At 68.8% G+C, this 16,457-nt stretch carries 16 protein-coding genes; 4 read left to right on the top strand and 12 right to left on the bottom strand.

The features are described from left to right. Positions 1-14: 14 nt before the first annotated feature. Entirely contained in the window at positions 15-1,070 is a 1,056-nt protein-coding gene (locus tag BN2156_RS03750; protein ID WP_090515439.1) for a phosphotransferase family protein, read from the top strand. Between the two features lie 6 nt (positions 1,071-1,076). Here the strand turns inward: BN2156_RS03750 and BN2156_RS03745 are convergent, their stop codons facing one another. Genes BN2156_RS03745 through BN2156_RS03725 form a run of 5 tightly spaced genes read right to left on the bottom strand, consistent with a single transcriptional unit; the run spans position 1,077 to position 6,083 of the window. Beyond that, on the bottom strand, positions 1,077-2,621 hold the full coding sequence (locus BN2156_RS03745) for an adenylate/guanylate cyclase domain-containing protein (protein ID WP_090510352.1): 1,545 nt from the start codon (positions 2,619-2,621) through the stop codon (positions 1,077-1,079). Positions 2,622-2,649: 28 nt separating this feature from the next. Continuing rightward, positions 2,650-3,381 carry a cobalt-precorrin-6A reductase gene (locus tag BN2156_RS03740; RefSeq protein ID WP_090510350.1) on the bottom strand — a complete coding sequence of 244 codons (732 nt, stop codon included), beginning with the start codon at positions 3,379-3,381 and terminating at the stop codon, positions 2,650-2,652. Further along, complete coding sequence (cobM, locus tag BN2156_RS03735; protein WP_090510347.1) at positions 3,381-4,136, bottom strand: precorrin-4 C(11)-methyltransferase; 756 nt, start codon at positions 4,134-4,136, stop codon at positions 3,381-3,383. Before cobM ends, BN2156_RS03740 begins: the two co-directional genes overlap by 1 nt. Further along, entirely contained in the window at positions 4,133-5,305 is a 1,173-nt protein-coding gene (cbiE, locus tag BN2156_RS03730; RefSeq protein WP_090510344.1) for a precorrin-6y C5,15-methyltransferase (decarboxylating) subunit CbiE, read from the bottom strand. Before cbiE ends, cobM begins: the two co-directional genes overlap by 4 nt. Before the next feature lie 28 nt (positions 5,306-5,333). Next, positions 5,334-6,083, bottom strand: coding sequence for a decaprenylphospho-beta-D-erythro-pentofuranosid-2-ulose 2-reductase (locus BN2156_RS03725; RefSeq protein WP_090510342.1), 750 nt, complete (start codon positions 6,081-6,083; stop codon positions 5,334-5,336). Positions 6,084-6,118: 35 nt separating this feature from the next. Between BN2156_RS03725 and BN2156_RS03720 the strand changes: the two genes are divergently transcribed. Next, positions 6,119-6,544: a F420-dependent biliverdin reductase gene (locus BN2156_RS03720; protein ID WP_090510339.1), complete on the top strand. Its 426-nt coding sequence runs from the start codon at positions 6,119-6,121 to the stop codon at positions 6,542-6,544. 7 nt (positions 6,545-6,551) lie between these two features. Here the strand turns inward: BN2156_RS03720 and BN2156_RS03715 are convergent, their stop codons facing one another. Further along, a complete protein-coding gene (locus BN2156_RS03715; protein ID WP_090510338.1) occupies positions 6,552-7,679 on the bottom strand; it encodes a M24 family metallopeptidase in 1,128 nt (375 codons plus the stop codon). Between the two features lie 73 nt (positions 7,680-7,752). Between BN2156_RS03715 and BN2156_RS03710 the strand changes: the two genes are divergently transcribed. Together BN2156_RS03710 and BN2156_RS03705 are read left to right on the top strand one after the other, a co-directional pair. Further along, positions 7,753-8,604 carry a hypothetical protein gene (locus BN2156_RS03710; RefSeq protein WP_090510335.1) on the top strand — a complete coding sequence of 284 codons (852 nt, stop codon included), beginning with the start codon at positions 7,753-7,755 and terminating at the stop codon, positions 8,602-8,604. After that, complete coding sequence (locus BN2156_RS03705; RefSeq protein WP_090510333.1) at positions 8,601-9,560, top strand: 5'-3' exonuclease; 960 nt, start codon at positions 8,601-8,603, stop codon at positions 9,558-9,560. The genes BN2156_RS03710 and BN2156_RS03705 overlap by 4 nt, the downstream gene beginning before the upstream one ends. Positions 9,561-9,570: 10 nt before the next feature. Here BN2156_RS03705 and BN2156_RS03700 read toward each other — a convergent pair whose 3' ends face one another. The 6 genes from BN2156_RS03700 to BN2156_RS03675 form a co-directional block, all read right to left on the bottom strand. Beyond that, a complete protein-coding gene (locus BN2156_RS03700; protein WP_090510331.1) occupies positions 9,571-10,380 on the bottom strand; it encodes a DUF4333 domain-containing protein in 810 nt (269 codons plus the stop codon). 36 nt (positions 10,381-10,416) lie between these two features. Beyond that, a complete protein-coding gene (locus tag BN2156_RS03695; protein WP_407661598.1) occupies positions 10,417-13,173 on the bottom strand; it encodes a DEAD/DEAH box helicase in 2,757 nt (918 codons plus the stop codon). Then, positions 13,157-14,113, bottom strand: coding sequence for a twin-arginine translocase subunit TatC (gene tatC, locus BN2156_RS03690; protein WP_090510328.1), 957 nt, complete (start codon positions 14,111-14,113; stop codon positions 13,157-13,159). Before tatC ends, BN2156_RS03695 begins: the two co-directional genes overlap by 17 nt. A 76-nt stretch (positions 14,114-14,189) precedes the next feature. After that, complete coding sequence (gene tatA, locus BN2156_RS03685) at positions 14,190-14,438, bottom strand: Sec-independent protein translocase subunit TatA (protein ID WP_090510326.1); 249 nt, start codon at positions 14,436-14,438, stop codon at positions 14,190-14,192. A gap of 30 nt (positions 14,439-14,468) precedes the next feature. Beyond that, on the bottom strand, positions 14,469-15,452 hold the full coding sequence (locus BN2156_RS03680; protein ID WP_090510323.1) for a helix-turn-helix transcriptional regulator: 984 nt from the start codon (positions 15,450-15,452) through the stop codon (positions 14,469-14,471). Continuing rightward, entirely contained in the window at positions 15,445-16,440 is a 996-nt protein-coding gene (locus tag BN2156_RS03675) for a helix-turn-helix transcriptional regulator (protein ID WP_090510320.1), read from the bottom strand. The genes BN2156_RS03680 and BN2156_RS03675 overlap by 8 nt, the downstream gene beginning before the upstream one ends. Positions 16,441-16,457: the final 17 nt, after the last annotated feature.

Raw genomic sequence — 16,457 nt, 5'->3', positions numbered from 1 at the left:
CCACGGCGGGGCCGATCCCCAAGTCGATTCCCGGCACGCCCGCCGAGGTGACCGCCGCATGGTTGTCGCAGGTGCTCGGCGCCGAGGTGGCTTCGGTGCAGACCGCGCCGATCGGTACGGGTCAGACGGGTGCCACCTACCGGGTGTCGGTCACCTACCGTGACGACGCCGGCCTGCCTGCCACGTTCGCGGTCAAGTTGCCGTCGCAGGACGAGACGGTGCGTGACCGCGTCACGATCGGCTACCGCTCGGAACACGCCTTCTACACCAACGTGGCCGACCACGTGCAGATCCCCGTCCCCCGCTGTCACCACTGCGAAATCGCCGGCGAGGGAGCTGATTTCGTCCTACTCCTGGCTGACATGGCACCGGCCGAACAAGGCGATCAGATCGCCGGCTGCACACCGGCCGAGGCCACCCTTGCCGTCCTGGCGCTCGCGGATCTGCACGGGCCGACGTGGGCGGACCCGCGGTGGGCGAACTTCCCCGGTATCGCGATGCCCAAGCCGGAACCCGACTCCGCCAAGGGATTCGGCGATGTCGCCAAGATGGCGGCCGACATCACCCTGGACAAACTCGGCGACCGGCTCAGCGCCGAAGATCACGACACCATGCGCACGGCCATGTCGATGGTCACCCCGTGGCTGCTGGCCGAACCGGAACGATTCGCCATCCTTCACGGCGACTACCGCCTGGACAACATGCTGTTCGACCCCGACCGCACCCGGATCACCGTGGTGGACTGGCAGACACTCGGTTCCGGCCTGCCGTCCCGCGACCTGTCGTACTTCACCGCGACCAGCCTGGACCCGGCCGTGCGGGCGGCGGCCGAAGCCGACCTCGTCGAGGCGTACCACGAACGGGTGCTGTCCCACGGCGTCACCGGATACGACCGTGAAACCTGTTGGCAGGACTATCGTTTGGGCATGCTGCAGGCACCACTGATCACGGTGCTCGGAACAGCCTTCGCCAGTTCCACCGAGCGCGGTGACGACATGATGGTGGTGATGGCTCAGCGCGGTTGCCAGGCGATCCGGGAGCTCGGCACGCTCGAGCTGATCAACACCTGACCGGGGTCACCTGCTGAAGCGGGCACTCGGGGTGACCCGAGCCATCCCGCGCATGAGGCTGGGCATCCGTTTTGCCATCATCGCCATGGCGTGATCCGATCGGCGCATCGTCGGCCTGGGCCCAGGAGTCGGCACAGAAGCGAGTACGGCCTCGGTCGATCCGGCCCGTGCTCCGTGGCGGTCGACCGCCAGGAGCCGCCAGGTGCCGGGCACACCTCGCAACTCGACATCACCACGGTCGTCGAAGCCGGTCCCCGAGCCCACCACCAGATCGCGGACGGTGCTGGACACCAGGATCTCTCCCGCACCGGCCAGTGCCAGGATGCGCGCCGCGATATGGACCGCGATTCCGCCGATGTCGCCGTCGAACAGTTCACATTCGCCGGTGTGGATTCCGGCGCGAATCTCTACGCCCGCCGTCTTGGTCTGATCGCGCACGGCCTCGGCGCAGCGGATCGCCTGTGTCGGGCCGTCGAAGGTGACCAGGTGGCCGTCACCGGTGCTCTTCACCACTGTGCCCCCGAATCGCGTTGCCAGTTCCGCGGTGGTGTCGCCGACGCGATGGAGCACCGCGCGCCACCGCTCGTCGCCGGTGGCCGCGGCATGCTCGGTCGAGGCGACCATGTCGGTGAACAACACCGTGCGCAGCGCCCGGTGCGATTGCGACGGTGCGCCATGGCTGCCGGTCAGGAACTCCTCGATCTCGGTCGTGATCTCGTCGGGATTGGTGATCCAGGGAACGTGATCGGTGCCGTCGACCTCGAGCATCCGGGCACCCGGGATGTGCTCGGCGAGGTACCGCCCGCCTTGGACCGGGACGAGATCGCCGGTGGCATGGATTACCAGAGTGGGCACCGCGATGGTGGGCAGGATCGGCCGGACGTCGATCCGGAACGCGGCTTCCAGCGTGGCCCGGGCCATCCCGGGGCTGGCGCTCATGCGCTCGAACATCCCGAGTTGGCGGACCGACCCGAACGTAGGGAGCAGGCATCTCAGTGCTGCGCCGGTACCCCAGCCCGAGGCGCTCGCGCGGCCGAACTCCTGGAATCGGGCGAACTGCGCGGCCGACGGCGCGTACCCCGCGCCCACCTCGGTCAGCATCCGCGCATGGAGGTCGGCCGGGTCGCGGTCGAAGTCATCCCATCCGGCGATGCCGAAGTACGCGAACGTGCCGGTGAGAATCAAGGCCCGGGTCCGCTCGGGCCGGGTCGCCGCGAACAGGGTGGTGGCGGGGCCACCTTCACTCACCCCGAACAAGACGGCCCGTCCGAAACCGGCGGCGTCCATCACCGCCTCGATCTCGGCAGCCCGATCCTCCAACGTGCGCACCTGGGGCACGGGGTCCGACAACCCGACGCCGGCCTTGTCGAACAGCAGGACGCGGCAGAAGCTGGAGAGCCGGTCCATGAAGGCCTCGAACTCGGGCATCGTCCAAAACAGCTCGAGGTGGCTGACGAAAGACCCGGCGTAGACGAGCTCGACGGGTCCGTCTCCGAATACCTGGTAGGCGAGACTCAGACCGCCGCACGGTGCGTATGACGTCTCCGCCACGGTTCGGAGCCTACTGCTGCCGGCCGCTTCAGCCTGCGATTTTGGCCCGAACCCAAGCGGCCGCCTCTTCAACCGTCGTCACCGTATGCACCCCGGGCGGCAGCGGCGGACGGTCCACCATCACCACCGGTACCCCGGCGGCCGCCGCCGCGCGCAGTTTCGGCTCGGTCATCGCGCCGCCACTGTTCTTGGTCACCAGCGCCTCGATACGGTGCTCGCGCAACAGAGCCAGCTCACCCTCGTAGTCGTACGGGCCGCGGGAGAGCAGCAGCTCATGATCCGCCGGCAGGGTGTCGGCGTCCGGTGGGGTGACCGCACGGATCAGGAACCACGCGTCGACGCCTTTGAACGCCCCGGTTCCGGACCGGCCGGTGGTCAAGAAGACCCGCGAATAGCCGTTGTTGGCGACGGTGTCGGCTGCTTCGGTGTCCGACCCCACCACTATCGCCGACCCCGGCCCCCAGGCGGGCCGGGCCAGCACCAGATGAGGCACCTCAAGCTGAGCGCAGACCTGCGCGGCGTGCGCGGTGATGGTGGCCGCGAAGGGATGGGTGGCATCCACCACCGCGTCGACATGCTCGTCGACCAGCCACTGGCGCATCCCGTCCACTCCGCCGAACCCACCGATACGCACCGGGCCGACCGGCAACGCCGGATCCGGAACCCGGCCGGCCAGCGAGCTGATCACCTCGACCTCGGGGTGCAGACGCGCGGCCAGGGCACGGGCCTCGCCGGTACCGCCGAGCAGGAGCACTTTCATCAGTGGGTGGCCCCACGACGCCGCCCTGACGAGTACAGGTAGCTGTCGGAAAATCCCTCGGCGGCAAGGACATCGCCGATGACGATCACCGCGGTCTTGGTCACCGCGGCCGCATGCATCTTCTCGGCGATGTCGGCCAGGGTGCCGCGCAACACGCTCTCCTGCGGCCAGCTGGCGAATGCCACCACAGCGCACGGGGTTTCGGGGCGGTACCCGCCGTCGATGAGCTGCGGGACGATGTTGTCGATCTGCGCGGCGGCCAGGTGCAGCACCAGCGTCGCCCCCGGCGCCGACAGGGTACCCAGGTCCTCGCCCTCGGGCATCGCCGTGGACAGAGTGGCCACCCGGGAAAGGGTGACGGTCTGGGCGACGCCGGGCACGGTGAGCTCCCGGCCCAGCGCGGCGGCCACCGCGGCGAACGCCGGTACGCCCGGCACGATCTCATAGCCGATGCCCAGCTTGTCGAGCCTGCGGCATTGCTCGGCCAGCGCGCTGTAGATCGACGGGTCACCCGAATGCAGCCGTGCCACATCCACACCCGCCTTGTCCGCGGCCACCAACTCGTCGATGATCTGGTCGAGGTTCAGCGGCCCGGTGTCCACCACCTTGGCATCGGCCGAGCACAACGCCAGCAGGTCGTCGGGCATGATCGACCCGGCGTACAGGCACACCGGGCAACTGCCGAGCAACCGGGCACCGCGCACGGTGATCAGATCAGCAGCGCCCGGACCCGCGCCGATGAAGTACACCGTCATCGCTTCACCACCGCCCATTGGGTGACCGGCAGTGCCGGGCGCCAGCCGGTGAATCCGCCGATCGCGCCACCCTGGTAGTGCTGATATCGCCGCACCTCGCCACCTTCCTTTGAATACCATTGCGCCACAACCGCTTCAGACTCCAGCGTGACCGCGTTGACCACGAGCCGCCCGCCGGCGGGCAGCCGGTCGAAACAGGCCTGCAGCAATCCGGGCTGGGTGACCCCGCCGCCGATGAAGATCGCGTCGGGCTCGACCGCACCGTCGAGGGCCTCCGGGGCGCCGCCACGCACGTCCACGCGCACCCCGAAGGCCGTGACGTTGCCGACGAGCCGGTCGCGGCGCTGCTCGTCACGTTCGAAGGCGACCGCCGAGCATCCCGGTGCGCTGCGCGACCATTCGATCGCAATGCTTCCCGAGCCCGAGCCGACATCCCACAACAGTTCTCCGGGCCGCGGCCCCAGTGCCGCCAGGGTGACCGCCCGGATGGACTGCTTGGTCAGTTGTCCGTCGTGGGCGAACGCCTCGTCGGGCAGTGCATGGGCCCGACGATCATCGGGACGGTAGACCACCGCCACCACGTTGAGGTCGTCCACACCCATGGGCCCGGCCGACGCCCAGTCCCGGGCGGTGCCGTCGTGACGGCGCTCCCCCGGCCCGCCCAGTTGCTCCAAGATGGTCAATTCCGAGTCGCCCCGGCCGGATTCGTCCAACAGCTGGGCCAGCGTCACGGGGGTCTGCGCATCGCGGGACAGCACGACCGCACGGCCGCCGCGACGCACCGCAGTGTGCGGTTCGGCGGTGACCAGGCTGATCACCTCGGTATCGGGCACCGTCCAGCCCATCCGCGCACAGGCCAGCGTCACGCTCGACACGTGCGGCAGCACCCGCACCCGCTGCTTGCCGAACAACCGGATCAACGTCGCACCGATGCCGTGCAGCATCGGATCACCGCTGGCCACCACGTGCACATCAGCATCGCCGAAAAGAGTCGGCAGGGCCGGCAGCATCGGCGACGGCCATTCGCGACGGTCCGGCGTCACACTGCCGTCGAGCAATTCGAGCTGCCTCGGCGAGCCGTACACCACGGTCGCTCTTCCCAACTCATCGCGGGAGGTCTGCGACAAACCGGTCATCCCGTCGGCGCCGATGCCGACCACGGTGATCACCGGGCCCTTCTCTCTTCGCGCAAGCGGCTCATCGGGGCAACCTGCGCCAGATCGGCCGCGGCACGAACCGCGTCACGAAGATCATCGGCCGGATCACCCACGGCACCCACACCGCACGTTTGCCGCGAGCCAGCGCCTTGGCCGTGGCCTCGGCCACCTGCGCCGGCGTGCTGGAGAACGGCGCCGGTTCCATGCCCTCGGTCATCCGGCCGATGACGAATCCCGGCCGAACGATCAGCAGCTGCACGCCGGTTCCGTGGAGGGCATCGGTCAGCCCGGAGGCGAACGCGTCCAGGCCTGATTTGGCCGAACCGTAGACGTAGTTGGCGCGGCGGGCCCGGGCTCCGGCGATCGAGGAGAACACCACCAGCCGGCCCCGGTCCCTGGTACGCATGCGTTGAGCGAGCACCGTGAGCAGGCCGACCTGGGCCACGTAGTCCGTGTGGACGACGGCCACGGCATGGGCCGCGTCGACCTCGGCGCGATCCTGATCCCCCAGCACACCGAAGGCCAGCACCGCGGTGTCGATCGGTCCGTGTGCGGCTTCGATGGCGTCGACGACACCGGCGTGGCCCGCGGTGTCGTCGGCATCGAACTCGGCGACATGGACCGCGGCGGCGCGCACCGCCGCGACCTGCTCGACCAGCTGATCGGTGCGGCGCGCGGCAAGCACGACGACCGCCCCCGGAGCCAGCCGGACCGCGAGTTCGACACCGATCTCGCTGCGGCCCCCGAAAATCACCACGACACGGGGATCCGTGCCAGCCGTGTCATCCATGGCAGCGATTATGTCCTGCGCTAGCGTGGACCCCGATGGCTACATCTCGTGGCAAGGCAACCACCAAGCTCACCAGCGAGGCGCTGGCGTTCCTGACCGAACGCCACCTGGCGATGCTCACCACGCTGCGCTCGGACAACTCCCCGCACGTGGTGGCGGTGGGTTTCACCTTCGATCCCAAGACCCACATCGCCCGGGTCATCACCAACGGCGGCTCGCAGAAGGCGGTGAACGCGCACGAGCGCGGCATCGCGGTACTCAGCCAGGTCGACGGTGCCCGCTGGTTGTCGCTGGAAGGCAAGTCCACGGTGAGCAGCGAGGCCGACGCGGTGCGCGACGCCGAGCTGCGGTATGCCCAGCGCTACCGCACCCCGCGGATCAACCCCAATCGCGTGGTGATCGAGGTGCGGATCGAACGCGTCCTGGGCTCCTCGGAGCTGCTGGACCGCAGCGAAGGCTAGTTTCCGGCTAGTTCACCGGCACCACGACAAGATCGTGCGGCTGGTTGTTGACCGACTCCGCGCCGTCCTCGGTGACCACCACGATGTCCTCGATGCGGGCGCCCCACTGTCCGGGGAAATACACGCCGGGCTCAACGCTGAACGCCATCCCGGCTTCCAGCCTCAGGTCGTTCCCCTCCACGATGTAGGGCTCTTCGTGCACCGAGAGTCCGATGCCGTGTCCGGTGCGGTGGACGAACGCCTCGGCCAGGCCCTCGGCCGCCAGGACATCGCGGGCGGCCGCATCGATCTGTTCGGCGGTTACCCCGGGCCGTACGGCCGCGACGGCCGCCTGCTGGGCGCGCTGCAGCACCGCGTAGCGCCGCGCCACCTCGGGATCCGGCTCACCGATCGAGTAGGTGCGGGTGGAGTCGGAATTGTAGCCAGGCTCATACGGCCCACCGATGTCGACGACGACGACGTCGCCGGCACGGAGCTCACGGTCCGAGCATTCGTGGTGCGGGTCGGCACCGTTGGGACCGGATCCGACGATGATGAATGCCACCTCCGAATGTCCTTCGGCAACAATCGCTTCGGCGATGTCCGCGGCCACGTCCGCTTCGGTGCGGCCAGGCACCAGGAATTCGGGAACCCGGGCGTGCACCCGGTCGATCGCCGCACCGGCCTTGCGCAGGGCGTCGATCTCGGCGGGGTCCTTGATCATCCGCAGTTTCCGCAGCACATCGGTGGCCAGGACCGGAACCACCCCGAGCAGGTCGGCGAGCGGCAGCAGATGCAGGGCAGGCATCGAGTCGGTGACCGCCACGGCACTACCCGGCCCGCCGAGCGCGTCAGCGACCATTTGATACGGGTTCTGGCCGTCCACCCAATCACGAACCGTCACACCGAGTTCGGTGACCGCCGACTCCTTGAGAGCAGCGAGCTCCAGGCGCGGCACCACGATCGTCGGGGCCCCCGAGGCGGGCAAGACCAGCGCCGTCAGCCGCTCGAAGGTCTGCGCGCGTGAGCCCGCCAGGTACCGCAGGTCATAGCCCGGGGTGATGACCAGACCGGCCAGCCCGGCGTCTGCTGCTGCTGACGCGGCCGCGGAGAGCCGGTGGGCGTAGACGTCGGTGCTGAATCGGCTCACGGTCATGGCAACGAGGCTAATCGCTGCGTCAGCGTGGTGTCCGTCCAGCCACACCGTCTCACCGGCTACTGTCGCTGGAATGTTGCGTGACATCCGTGATCTCACCGACGATCCCGAGGCATATGCCGCTGAACTGCGCCGGCGCTGGGGCGGCCTGCTCAGTTACCGCTACCTCGGGCGTTCGTATTCCTCGATGGACCTGGGTCCGGTCGACGACACGGTGACCTTGCGACGCGACATGCGCAACCCGGCAGGCGGCTTGCTGCTCGCCGTGCTGGGCATCTCCTCGCCCGACAGTGGTGGCGTCAGTGATCTGGAAGCCGTCCCCAACCCGGTCATCCACTCCTGTCAGATGCTGGACCCGGCCGTGGATGTGGCGCGCATCCGGGTGGACACCGAGGTACTCAAGCAAGGCGGGCAACTGGCCTACAGCCGGTCGGTGATCGTCGACGCCGACGATCCGGATCGGGTCATCGCGCTCACCGAGGGACAGGGCATCTCGATCGGCACGCCGCCGGAGGGCCTGGAGAAGATGCCGCTCGATCCGATCGACATCGTCGACGGTCCGGATCTTCCGCCGCTGTGGCAGGTGTTCGGCGGCCACAAGCGACCTGACGGACATTGGGCGCTCGGCGAACTGGCGATCGAAGTGGCCTCACCGGATGCCGCCCTGCACATCGGCCCGCAGTTCGTGATCCTGGAGACCGCCGCCATGGAACAAGCCGCTGCCACGGCAAAAATCGATGCACTGCAAGGACTTTCGTCGCATGTGATGTTCCTGGCACGCGGCAAGGCCGGACCCTTCCGGGTCGACACCCAGGTACTGTCCGGTGCCGGCGGCACGATCGCTGTAAGAGCCACCCTGTACGACGAGGGTGCCGGCGGCAAAGCCGTCACCGCCGCCTCATATGTCTTCGGGAGGACCCAGTGAGCGACCCAGTTCTGCTCCTCGACGGTGCCAGCATGTGGTTCCGGTCGTATTTCGGTGTGCCCTCGTCGATCAAGGCGCCCGATGGCCGGCCGGTGAACGCCGTGCGCGGGTTCCTGGACTCGATCGCCACGCTGGTCACCCGGGAGCGACCGCGCCGCCTGGTGGTCTGTCGTGACGACGACTGGCGGCCGCAGTGGCGAGTCGATCTGGTGCCGTCATACAAGGCGCACCGCGTGGAACAGCCGCAGCCCGACGGCATTCCCGACGTCGAGGAGGTTCCCGACGACCTCACCCCGCAGGTCGACATGATCATGGAGTTGCTCGACGCATTCGGCATCGCGACGGCCGGGGCGCCCGGGTTCGAAGCCGACGACGTACTCGGCACGCTGGCGATGCGTGAGCAGCACGATCCGGTGGTGGTGGTCAGCGGTGATCGCGACCTGCTTCAACTGGTGCGCGACGAGCCGGCCCCCACCGTGCGCGTGCTCTACATCGGCCGGGGACTGGCGAAGGCGACGAAGTACGGCCCGGCGGAAGTCGCCGAGCTGTACGGAGTTCCGATCGACCGGGCCGGGCCGGCATATGCCGAACTGGCCCTGTTGCGCGGGGACCCGTCGGACGGGCTGCCCGGAGTCGCGGGGATCGGCGAGAAGACGGCCGCGACGCTGCTGGCCCGGCACGGCTCCCTGCAGGGCATTCAGGCGGCCGCCGAGGACCCGAAATCCTCACTGTCCAAGGCACATCGGGCCAAGCTGCTGGCCGCCGCCGACTACATGGCCGCGGCCGAACCGGTGGTGCGGGTGGCCGTCGACGCCCCTGTGCACCTGTCCACAACTACCGACGAGCTGCCGTTGGCCGCGGGCGACCCCGCGCGGGTCGCCGAGCTGGCCGCGGCGTACGGGGTGACCTCTTCGATCAGCCGGTTGCAGTCGGCCCTCGACCGACTGCCCGGCTGATCAGCGGGGCCTACTTGGGTCGACCGACCTCGTAGGTGCCCTTGTCGTCCTTGAAGGTCACCGTCACCTTGCGCTTGGTGCCGTCGATGGTGACCTCGCAATCGAAGGTCGAATCCTTCTTGACCGTCGGGTTCTCACCGTCGTTGCATTTGACGCCGGACACCTTGGTGGCGCCGTAGCCGTTGGTCTTGTCGGTCAGGATCTGCTCGACGCCGCTCTGGGCCTTGTTGATATCGAGCTTGGTCGTCACGGCCCATCCCGGCAGCCAGAACGCTGTGACGGCGAGGATGACCAGTAGCAGGGCCACCAACCCGCCGACAATGCTGCCGATCATCGCCAGCGAACGCTTGGATTCCCCAGAGGCACCCGGAACGCCGTATTGCCCGAACTGGCCGGGTGCGCCGTACTGGCCCGGCTGGCCGTATTGCCCCGGCTGACCGAACTGCCCGGGCTGACCGAACTGCGGGGGCTGACCCGGCTGCCCGTACTGGGGCTGCTGGCCATAGCCCGGCACCTGTCCGTACTGCGGCTGACCGGGAGGCGGGTAGGCCTGCTGGCCGTACTGCTCGGGCCCGGGGTACTGCGGCTGTTGCGCCTGCGAGTAATCCGGCTGCTGCGTGCCCTGGGAAGGCGGCTGGTACGACGGGTACTGCTGCGGCGTGTACGCCGGGGGCTGCCAGGCCGGAGTCTGCGACGCAGCATCCTCGGAAGCGGGGGTGGGCGGTTGCCATGCCTCGGCGCCCTGCGCCTGGTCCCCCCCGGGCTCAGGCTGCTGACCGGGCCACTGCTGTCCCTGGTCAGATCCCTGCGGTCCGCTCATGGTTCTCCTTGATCCTGTTCGGTAGCGCCTGCAACACTACCCCGCATCAACAGCAACAACACCGCGTCGAACGTCGTTCACGGCGCGTTTCGCGGTATTGCGCAGGGCAGGAGTGGGCGCGGCATTGCGCACCTGGTCGAGCAGATCGAGCACCTGGCGGCACCATCGCACGAAATCACCCGCCGACAGTGCCGAACCCGAACCGCTGACATCGGAGGCCGCCAGCGCGGCGGCCAGATCCCCCGTGGTGGCCCACCGGTAGACGGCGGTGACGAACCCCTCGTCGGGCTCGCGGCTCGGAGCGAGTCGGTGCCGCTGTTCGTCGCCACGCAGATCCGCCGACACCCGCCGGGTCTGGGCCAGCGCGCGACGCAGGCCCGCGGTGGGAATGTCGACGCCCACCGTGCCCCCAGCGGTGTCCCCGCGCGATTCGAACAGCACGGCCGAGAGCACGCCGGCAAGTTCTGAGGGCTGCAAACCGTCCCACAGCCCGGCCCGTAGACATTCGGCCACCAGCAGATCGCTCTCGCTGTAGATGCGGGCGAGCAGACGGCCGGCATCGGTGACCTTGGGCTGTCCCGAAGCGGCTTCGATGAAGCCGCGTTCACTGAGCAGCGCCACGATCCGATCGAACGTGCGCGCCAGCGAGTTCGTCGCCGCATTCACCTTCTGCTGGATCTGGGCGTTGTCCCGTTCGATACGCAGGTAACGTTCGGCGATCCGGGCCTGGGCCTCGCGGCCGGGCAGTTGATGTGCCGGATGATGCCGCAGTTCCTCACGCAGCCCGGCCAGTTCGGGATCGACGTCCCGCTCGGGGGCTGCGGCGCCACGACTCGAGCGCTTGGAGGGCACCGACAGATCTGCTGCCGCCGACCGCAACGCCGACGCCAGGTCTCGGCGCACCCGTGGCTGCCGGTGCTCGACCCGCTTGGGTAGCGTCATCGTCCCCAACGGGGCCGACGCACCCGAATAGTCGGCCGACGAAATCCGGCCGGCCCAGCGGTGTTCGGTGAGCACCAGCGGCCTCGGGTCGTCGCTGCCGCGTTCGGCGGGTTCCAGCACCACCGCCAGCCCGCCGCGCCGGCCGTGGGTGATGGTGATGATGTCGCCGCGCCGCAAGTCGGCCAGGGCATCGGTGGCGGCCCTGCGGCGTTGCAGCCGCGACGCCCGCGACTGCGCGCGCTCACGCTCACCGATCTTGGTCCGCAACCGGACATAATCGAGGATCGGCGCGTCCTTGCCGCCGAGTTCGGCCGCCAGCTCGCCCATCATCCGCTCACCGCGCGCGACCCCGCGGACCAGTCCGACCACCGACCGGTCGGCCTGATACTGGGCGAAGGAGCGCTCCAGCAGCTTGTGGGCCTGTTCGGGGCCCATCTGCTGCACCAGGTTGATGGTCATGTTGTAGCTCGGCGAGAAGGAGCTGCGCAGCGGGAAGGTTCGGGTCGAGGCCAGCCCGGCGACCTCCGCGGGTTCGGCGTTGCTGTCGTCGGGCCGCCACAGCACCACGGCATGGCCTTCGACGTCGATGCCGCGGCGCCCGGCCCGTCCGGTCAGCTGCGTGTACTCCCCCGGGGTCAACGGCACGTGCTGTTCTCCATTGAACTTCACCAGCCGCTCCAGCACCACGGTGCGGGCGGGCATGTTGATGCCGAGCGCCAGGGTCTCGGTGGCGAACACCGCCTTGACCAGGCCCGCAGTGAACAGCTCCTCGACCGTGTGCCGGAACACCGGCAGCATCCCGGCGTGGTGAGCGGCCAGCCCACGCAGCAGGCCTTCGCGCCATTGGTGGTAATCGAGCACGATCAGGTCGGATTCGGCCAGGTCGGCGCAGCGCCGGTCGACGATGGCCGCGATCCGGGCCCGCTCCTCGTCGGTGGTCAGCCGCAGGGGCGCGCGCAGGCACTGTTGCACCGCGGCGTCGCAGCCGGCCCGCGAGAACACGAAGGTGATGGCGGGTAGCAGCCCCGCGGCGTCCAGGGTGGCGATCACGTCGGGCCGGCTGGGCGGCCGGTACAGCTGGGGACGGCCGCCGCCGCGGCCCCGCCCACGCGGCTGCCAGTCGGCCAGTCGGTCGGCCTCACGCCGATGGCTGATGTGGCGCAACAGTTCCGGGTCGACGAGGGTGCTGTTCGTGCCCTCGAACAGGTCGAAGAGCCGCCTGCCGACGAGCATGTGCTGCGACAGCGGAACCGGCCGGTGTTCGTCGACCACGACGGTGGTGTCGCCGCGTACGGTCTGGATCCAGCCGCCGAACTCCTCGGCATTGCTGACCGTGGCCGACAGGCTGACCAGCAGCACGTCCTCGGGCAGGTGCAGGATCACCTCCTCCCACACCGCACCGCGCATGCGGTCGGCCAGGAAGTGCACCTCGTCCATTACCACGTACGAAAGACCTTGTAGTGCAGGCGAATTCGCATAGAGCATGTTGCGCAGCACTTCGGTGGTCATCACCACGATGTCGGCGTCGCCGTTGATCGACTGGTCGCCGGTGAGCAACCCGATCTTGTCGGCGCCGTAGCGCGCCACGAGATCGTTGTGCTTCTGGTTGCTCAGCGCCTTGATCGGGGTGGTGTAGAAGCATTTGCCGCCCGCGGCCAGCGCCAGGTGCACGGCGAACTCGCCGACCACGGTCTTGCCCGCCCCGGTCGGCGCACACACCAGGACGCCGTGACCGCTCTGGAGCGCGCGGCAGGCACGGAGCTGGAAATCGTCGAGCGCAAAGGGATATTCGGCGGTGAACCTGGTCAGCTCGCCGCCGGATCGATCGTCAGGATCAGGTGGCATCGTCATCGATGTCGATTCGCGACGCCCTCACGTCCGGCTCGGTGACCGGTTCCGGTGTCGGCACCGGTTCCACCGTGGGGATCGGCGCGGCCTCATCGTCGGGCACCTCCAGCGCCTCACGCTTGGCCTTGCGCTTGTCGTTGAACCGCGCGACCTGGATGGCGAACTCCAGCAGCAGGCTGAGCGCGCAGGCCAGCGCCAGCATGGTGAACGGGTCAGAGCCGGGTGTGGCGAACGCCGCGAACACGAACAGGCCGAAGATCAGCCCCCGGCGCCAGACCTTGAGCCGCTCGTAGCTGAGCATGCCGACCAGGTTGAGCATGATGATCAGCAGCGGGAACTCGAAGCTGATGCCGAACACCAGCAGCAGGTTGATCAGGAAGCCGAAGTACTGCTCACCCGACAGCGCGGTGACCTGCACGTCGCTGCCGACGGTGAGCAGGAAGCCCAGGGCGGTGGCCAGCACCACGTAGGCCAGGATCGCGCCGGCGATGAACAGCACAGCGCCCACGCCGACGAACGCCATCGCGAAGCGGCGTTCCTTCTTGTACAGACCCGGCGTGATGAACGCCCACAGCTGGTAGAGCCACACCGGGCAGGCCATCACCAGCCCGGCGGCCAGCGCCACCTTCAGGCGCAGCATGAACTGGTCGAACGGCCCGGTGGCCAGCAGCCGGCACTCGCCGTCCGGGGCGATCGTGGCGCGTGCCGACTCCGGCAGCGCGCAGTACGGCCCGCGCAGCCATTCCCCCAGGCTGTGCAGGCCGAAGAAACCGTGGGTGTACCAGAGGAAGCCGAAGATCGTCGTCAGCAGCACGGCGAGCACTGCAATCAGCAGACGATTGCGGAGCTCGTGCAGGTGGTCGACCAACGACATCGTGCCGTCGGGGTTGACCCGCGAGCGGCGGCGGCGGGGGTCGAGCTTCTTGATGAATCCGGAGGTCACGGGCGTGTTCTAGCGGCCTGGCTGTAGGCGCGACCGGTCACCGCGGGCGATGACCGCGATCGGGGCGCCGTACGGGTCAGGCCGTGTGGCGGTCCGGGGACTGCTCGGGAGCAGGAGCCTCGACCCGCTCGGAGGCGATCGGCTTGGCCGGCGGGGCCTCCGCGGAGGACGCCGCGGAATCCGACTGCATCTCCTTGATCTCGGACTTGAAGATCCGCATCGACTTGCCGAGTGAGCGCGCGGCATCCGGCAGCTTCTTGGCGCCGAAAAGCAGCACGAACACCGCGATGACAATGACCCAGTGCCAGGGTTGTAGACCACCCAATTTGGTTACCTCCAGACGTCCGTGCTGAGTCTACCCGCGCGTGTCGTCGGCGTCGTAGGCGTGCAGGGCCTCGGTCGCCGACTCCCGTACCCGCTGCGCCAGCGCCTGTGGGGCCAACACCCGCACCGCCGAGCCGAATCCGAGCAGGAACCGTGCCATCCACTCCTGTGAGGCATAGGTCATGACCGCTTCACAGGCCCCGTCGGGCAGCTCGTTGACGACCCGCAGCGGGTAATAGTCGAACATCCACGACGCCGAACGGTCGATCAGCAGGGTGGCCACCGGCAACGACGGATCCGCGGTGTCGGGATCGAACAGCGATGTGTCCGTGCCGGCCTGCACCGCCGGTGAGGGCGGCGCCGAGGGATCGGCGAGGAGCTCCGCCGCGACGATCCGGTCGAACCGGAACATCCGCACCGCCTCGGCGCTTCGGCACCACGCCTCCAGGTAGCTGTTGTCCCCGATCAGCACGACGCGGATCGGGTCGACGGTGCGTGAGGTGAGCGAGTCGCGCGAGGCCGAGTAGTACTCCAGGGTGAGCGCCCGCGCGTCGCGCACGGCCGCACGTACCGCCGCAGCCGCACCGGTCTCCTGCGGGACGGCCTCCTCGGATCCAGGTTCCTCGAGGGCAGCGCGTTGGGTGCCGGCCGCGGACTCGATCTTGGCGATGGCACTGCGGGCAGCCTTGGGGTCGACCATCCCCGGCACGTCGACCAGGGACCGCAGGGCCACCAGGATGCCGGTGGCTTCCGTGGACGTCAGGCGCAACGGGCGATCGACACCGGCGCTGAACGTGACCTCGACCGTGTCCCCTTCGAAGTCGAAGTCGATGAGATCTCCCGGACTGTAGCCGGGAAGACCGCACATCCAGAGTTGCTCGAGATCGGAGTCGAGCTGCTTGCGCGACACCCCCAGCGCGGCCGCGGCCTCGTCACGGGTCACCTTCGGGTTCGCCTGGAAATACGGGACCATGTTCAGCATCCGGACCAGCCGGGTCGACACCTGGCTACTCATGCGATGCCCCCGCCTGTGCCCGCAGCCGGCTCACCACGTCCTCGCGCAACGACTGCGGTTCCAGCGCGACGGCGTCGGCGCCGTGGCTGGCGATCTCACGGGCCAGCCGGTCCGACATCCCGATGTCGACGGTGATCTCCTCCCCCGCGCGCCCGCCCAGCGTGCGCGGAACGGTCTCGATGGCCTGGCGGCGCAGGGCGGTGGCGCGTCCGCCGGCGATCCAGACCCGGGCCTGTTCGCCCGTGGGTAGTTCGGCCACCGCACGGGCGACGATCTCACGCAGATTCACGTCTTCGGGCTTGGCCACCGCAGCGGCCGGCCCGACCGTGCTCACGTCGGGGTCGATGCGCGACAGCCGGAAGGTACGCGTGTCGTCGCGGTCGCGATCGTGGCCGACCAGGTACCACCGGCCGCGATGGGTGACGACGCCCCAGGGCTCCACGGTGCGGCTGGTGAACTCGGCATTGCGCGATGCGCGGTGCCGGAACTGCACGGCATGCCCGGAATCGATCGCGGACAGCAGGATTCGCAACACCTCTTCGGAACCGCGCAATCCGGGCAGCGTCGCGGTCGACGCGATGGCCACACCGGCCCCGTCGGCGTCGACGTCCACACCCGCCGCGCGCAGCTTCAACAGCGCGCCCTGCGTCGCGGTGACCAGCTCCGGGGACTCCCACAACTGGGTGGCCACGGCCACCGCCGCGGCCTCATCGGCATTCAGCTGCACCGGCGGCAGCGCGTAGGAATCCCGGTTGATCCGGTAGCCCTCGGTTGGATCGAATTTGGACACCCGGCCCGTCTCCAGTGGGATGCCCAGGTCACGCAACTCGTTCTTGTCACGCTCGAACATCCGGGAGAACGCTTCGTCACTGGGACTGTCGGCGTATCCGGCGACGCTGGCGCGGATCTTGTCGGCAGGCAGGAACGACCGGGTGGACAGCAGGGCGATGACAAGGTTCATCAACCGCTCGACTTTGGATACCGCCACGAGAGGAAAGCTTAGAG

The organism is Mycolicibacterium neworleansense, assembly GCF_001245615.1.
In the GTDB taxonomy this organism is placed as follows: Bacteria; Actinomycetota; Actinomycetes; order Mycobacteriales; family Mycobacteriaceae; genus Mycobacterium; species Mycobacterium neworleansense.
The sequence above is the reverse complement of the archived record's forward strand: the minus strand, read 5'-3'. Positions and strand labels throughout refer to the sequence as shown.

Excerpts from the sequence above, each read along its gene's own strand:
- BN2156_RS03740 (WP_090510350.1), bottom strand. The coding sequence starts at position 3,381 with ATGAAAGTGCTCCTGCTCGGCGGTACCGGCGAGGCCCGTGCCCTGGCC.
- cobM (WP_090510347.1), bottom strand. The coding sequence starts at position 4,136 with ATGACGGTGTACTTCATCGGCGCGGGTCCGGGCGCTGCTGATCTGATC.
- BN2156_RS03725 (WP_090510342.1), bottom strand. The coding sequence starts at position 6,083 with ATGGATGACACGGCTGGCACGGATCCCCGTGTCGTGGTGATTTTCGGG.
- BN2156_RS03720 (WP_090510339.1), top strand. The coding sequence starts at position 6,119 with ATGGCTACATCTCGTGGCAAGGCAACCACCAAGCTCACCAGCGAGGCG.
- BN2156_RS03715 (WP_090510338.1), bottom strand. The coding sequence starts at position 7,679 with ATGACCGTGAGCCGATTCAGCACCGACGTCTACGCCCACCGGCTCTCC.
- BN2156_RS03710 (WP_090510335.1), top strand. The coding sequence starts at position 7,753 with ATGTTGCGTGACATCCGTGATCTCACCGACGATCCCGAGGCATATGCC.
- BN2156_RS03700 (WP_090510331.1), bottom strand. The coding sequence starts at position 10,380 with ATGAGCGGACCGCAGGGATCTGACCAGGGACAGCAGTGGCCCGGTCAG.
- BN2156_RS03695 (WP_407661598.1), bottom strand. The coding sequence starts at position 13,173 with ATGACGATGCCACCTGATCCTGACGATCGATCCGGCGGCGAGCTGACC.
- BN2156_RS03680 (WP_090510323.1), bottom strand. The coding sequence starts at position 15,452 with ATGAGTAGCCAGGTGTCGACCCGGCTGGTCCGGATGCTGAACATGGTC.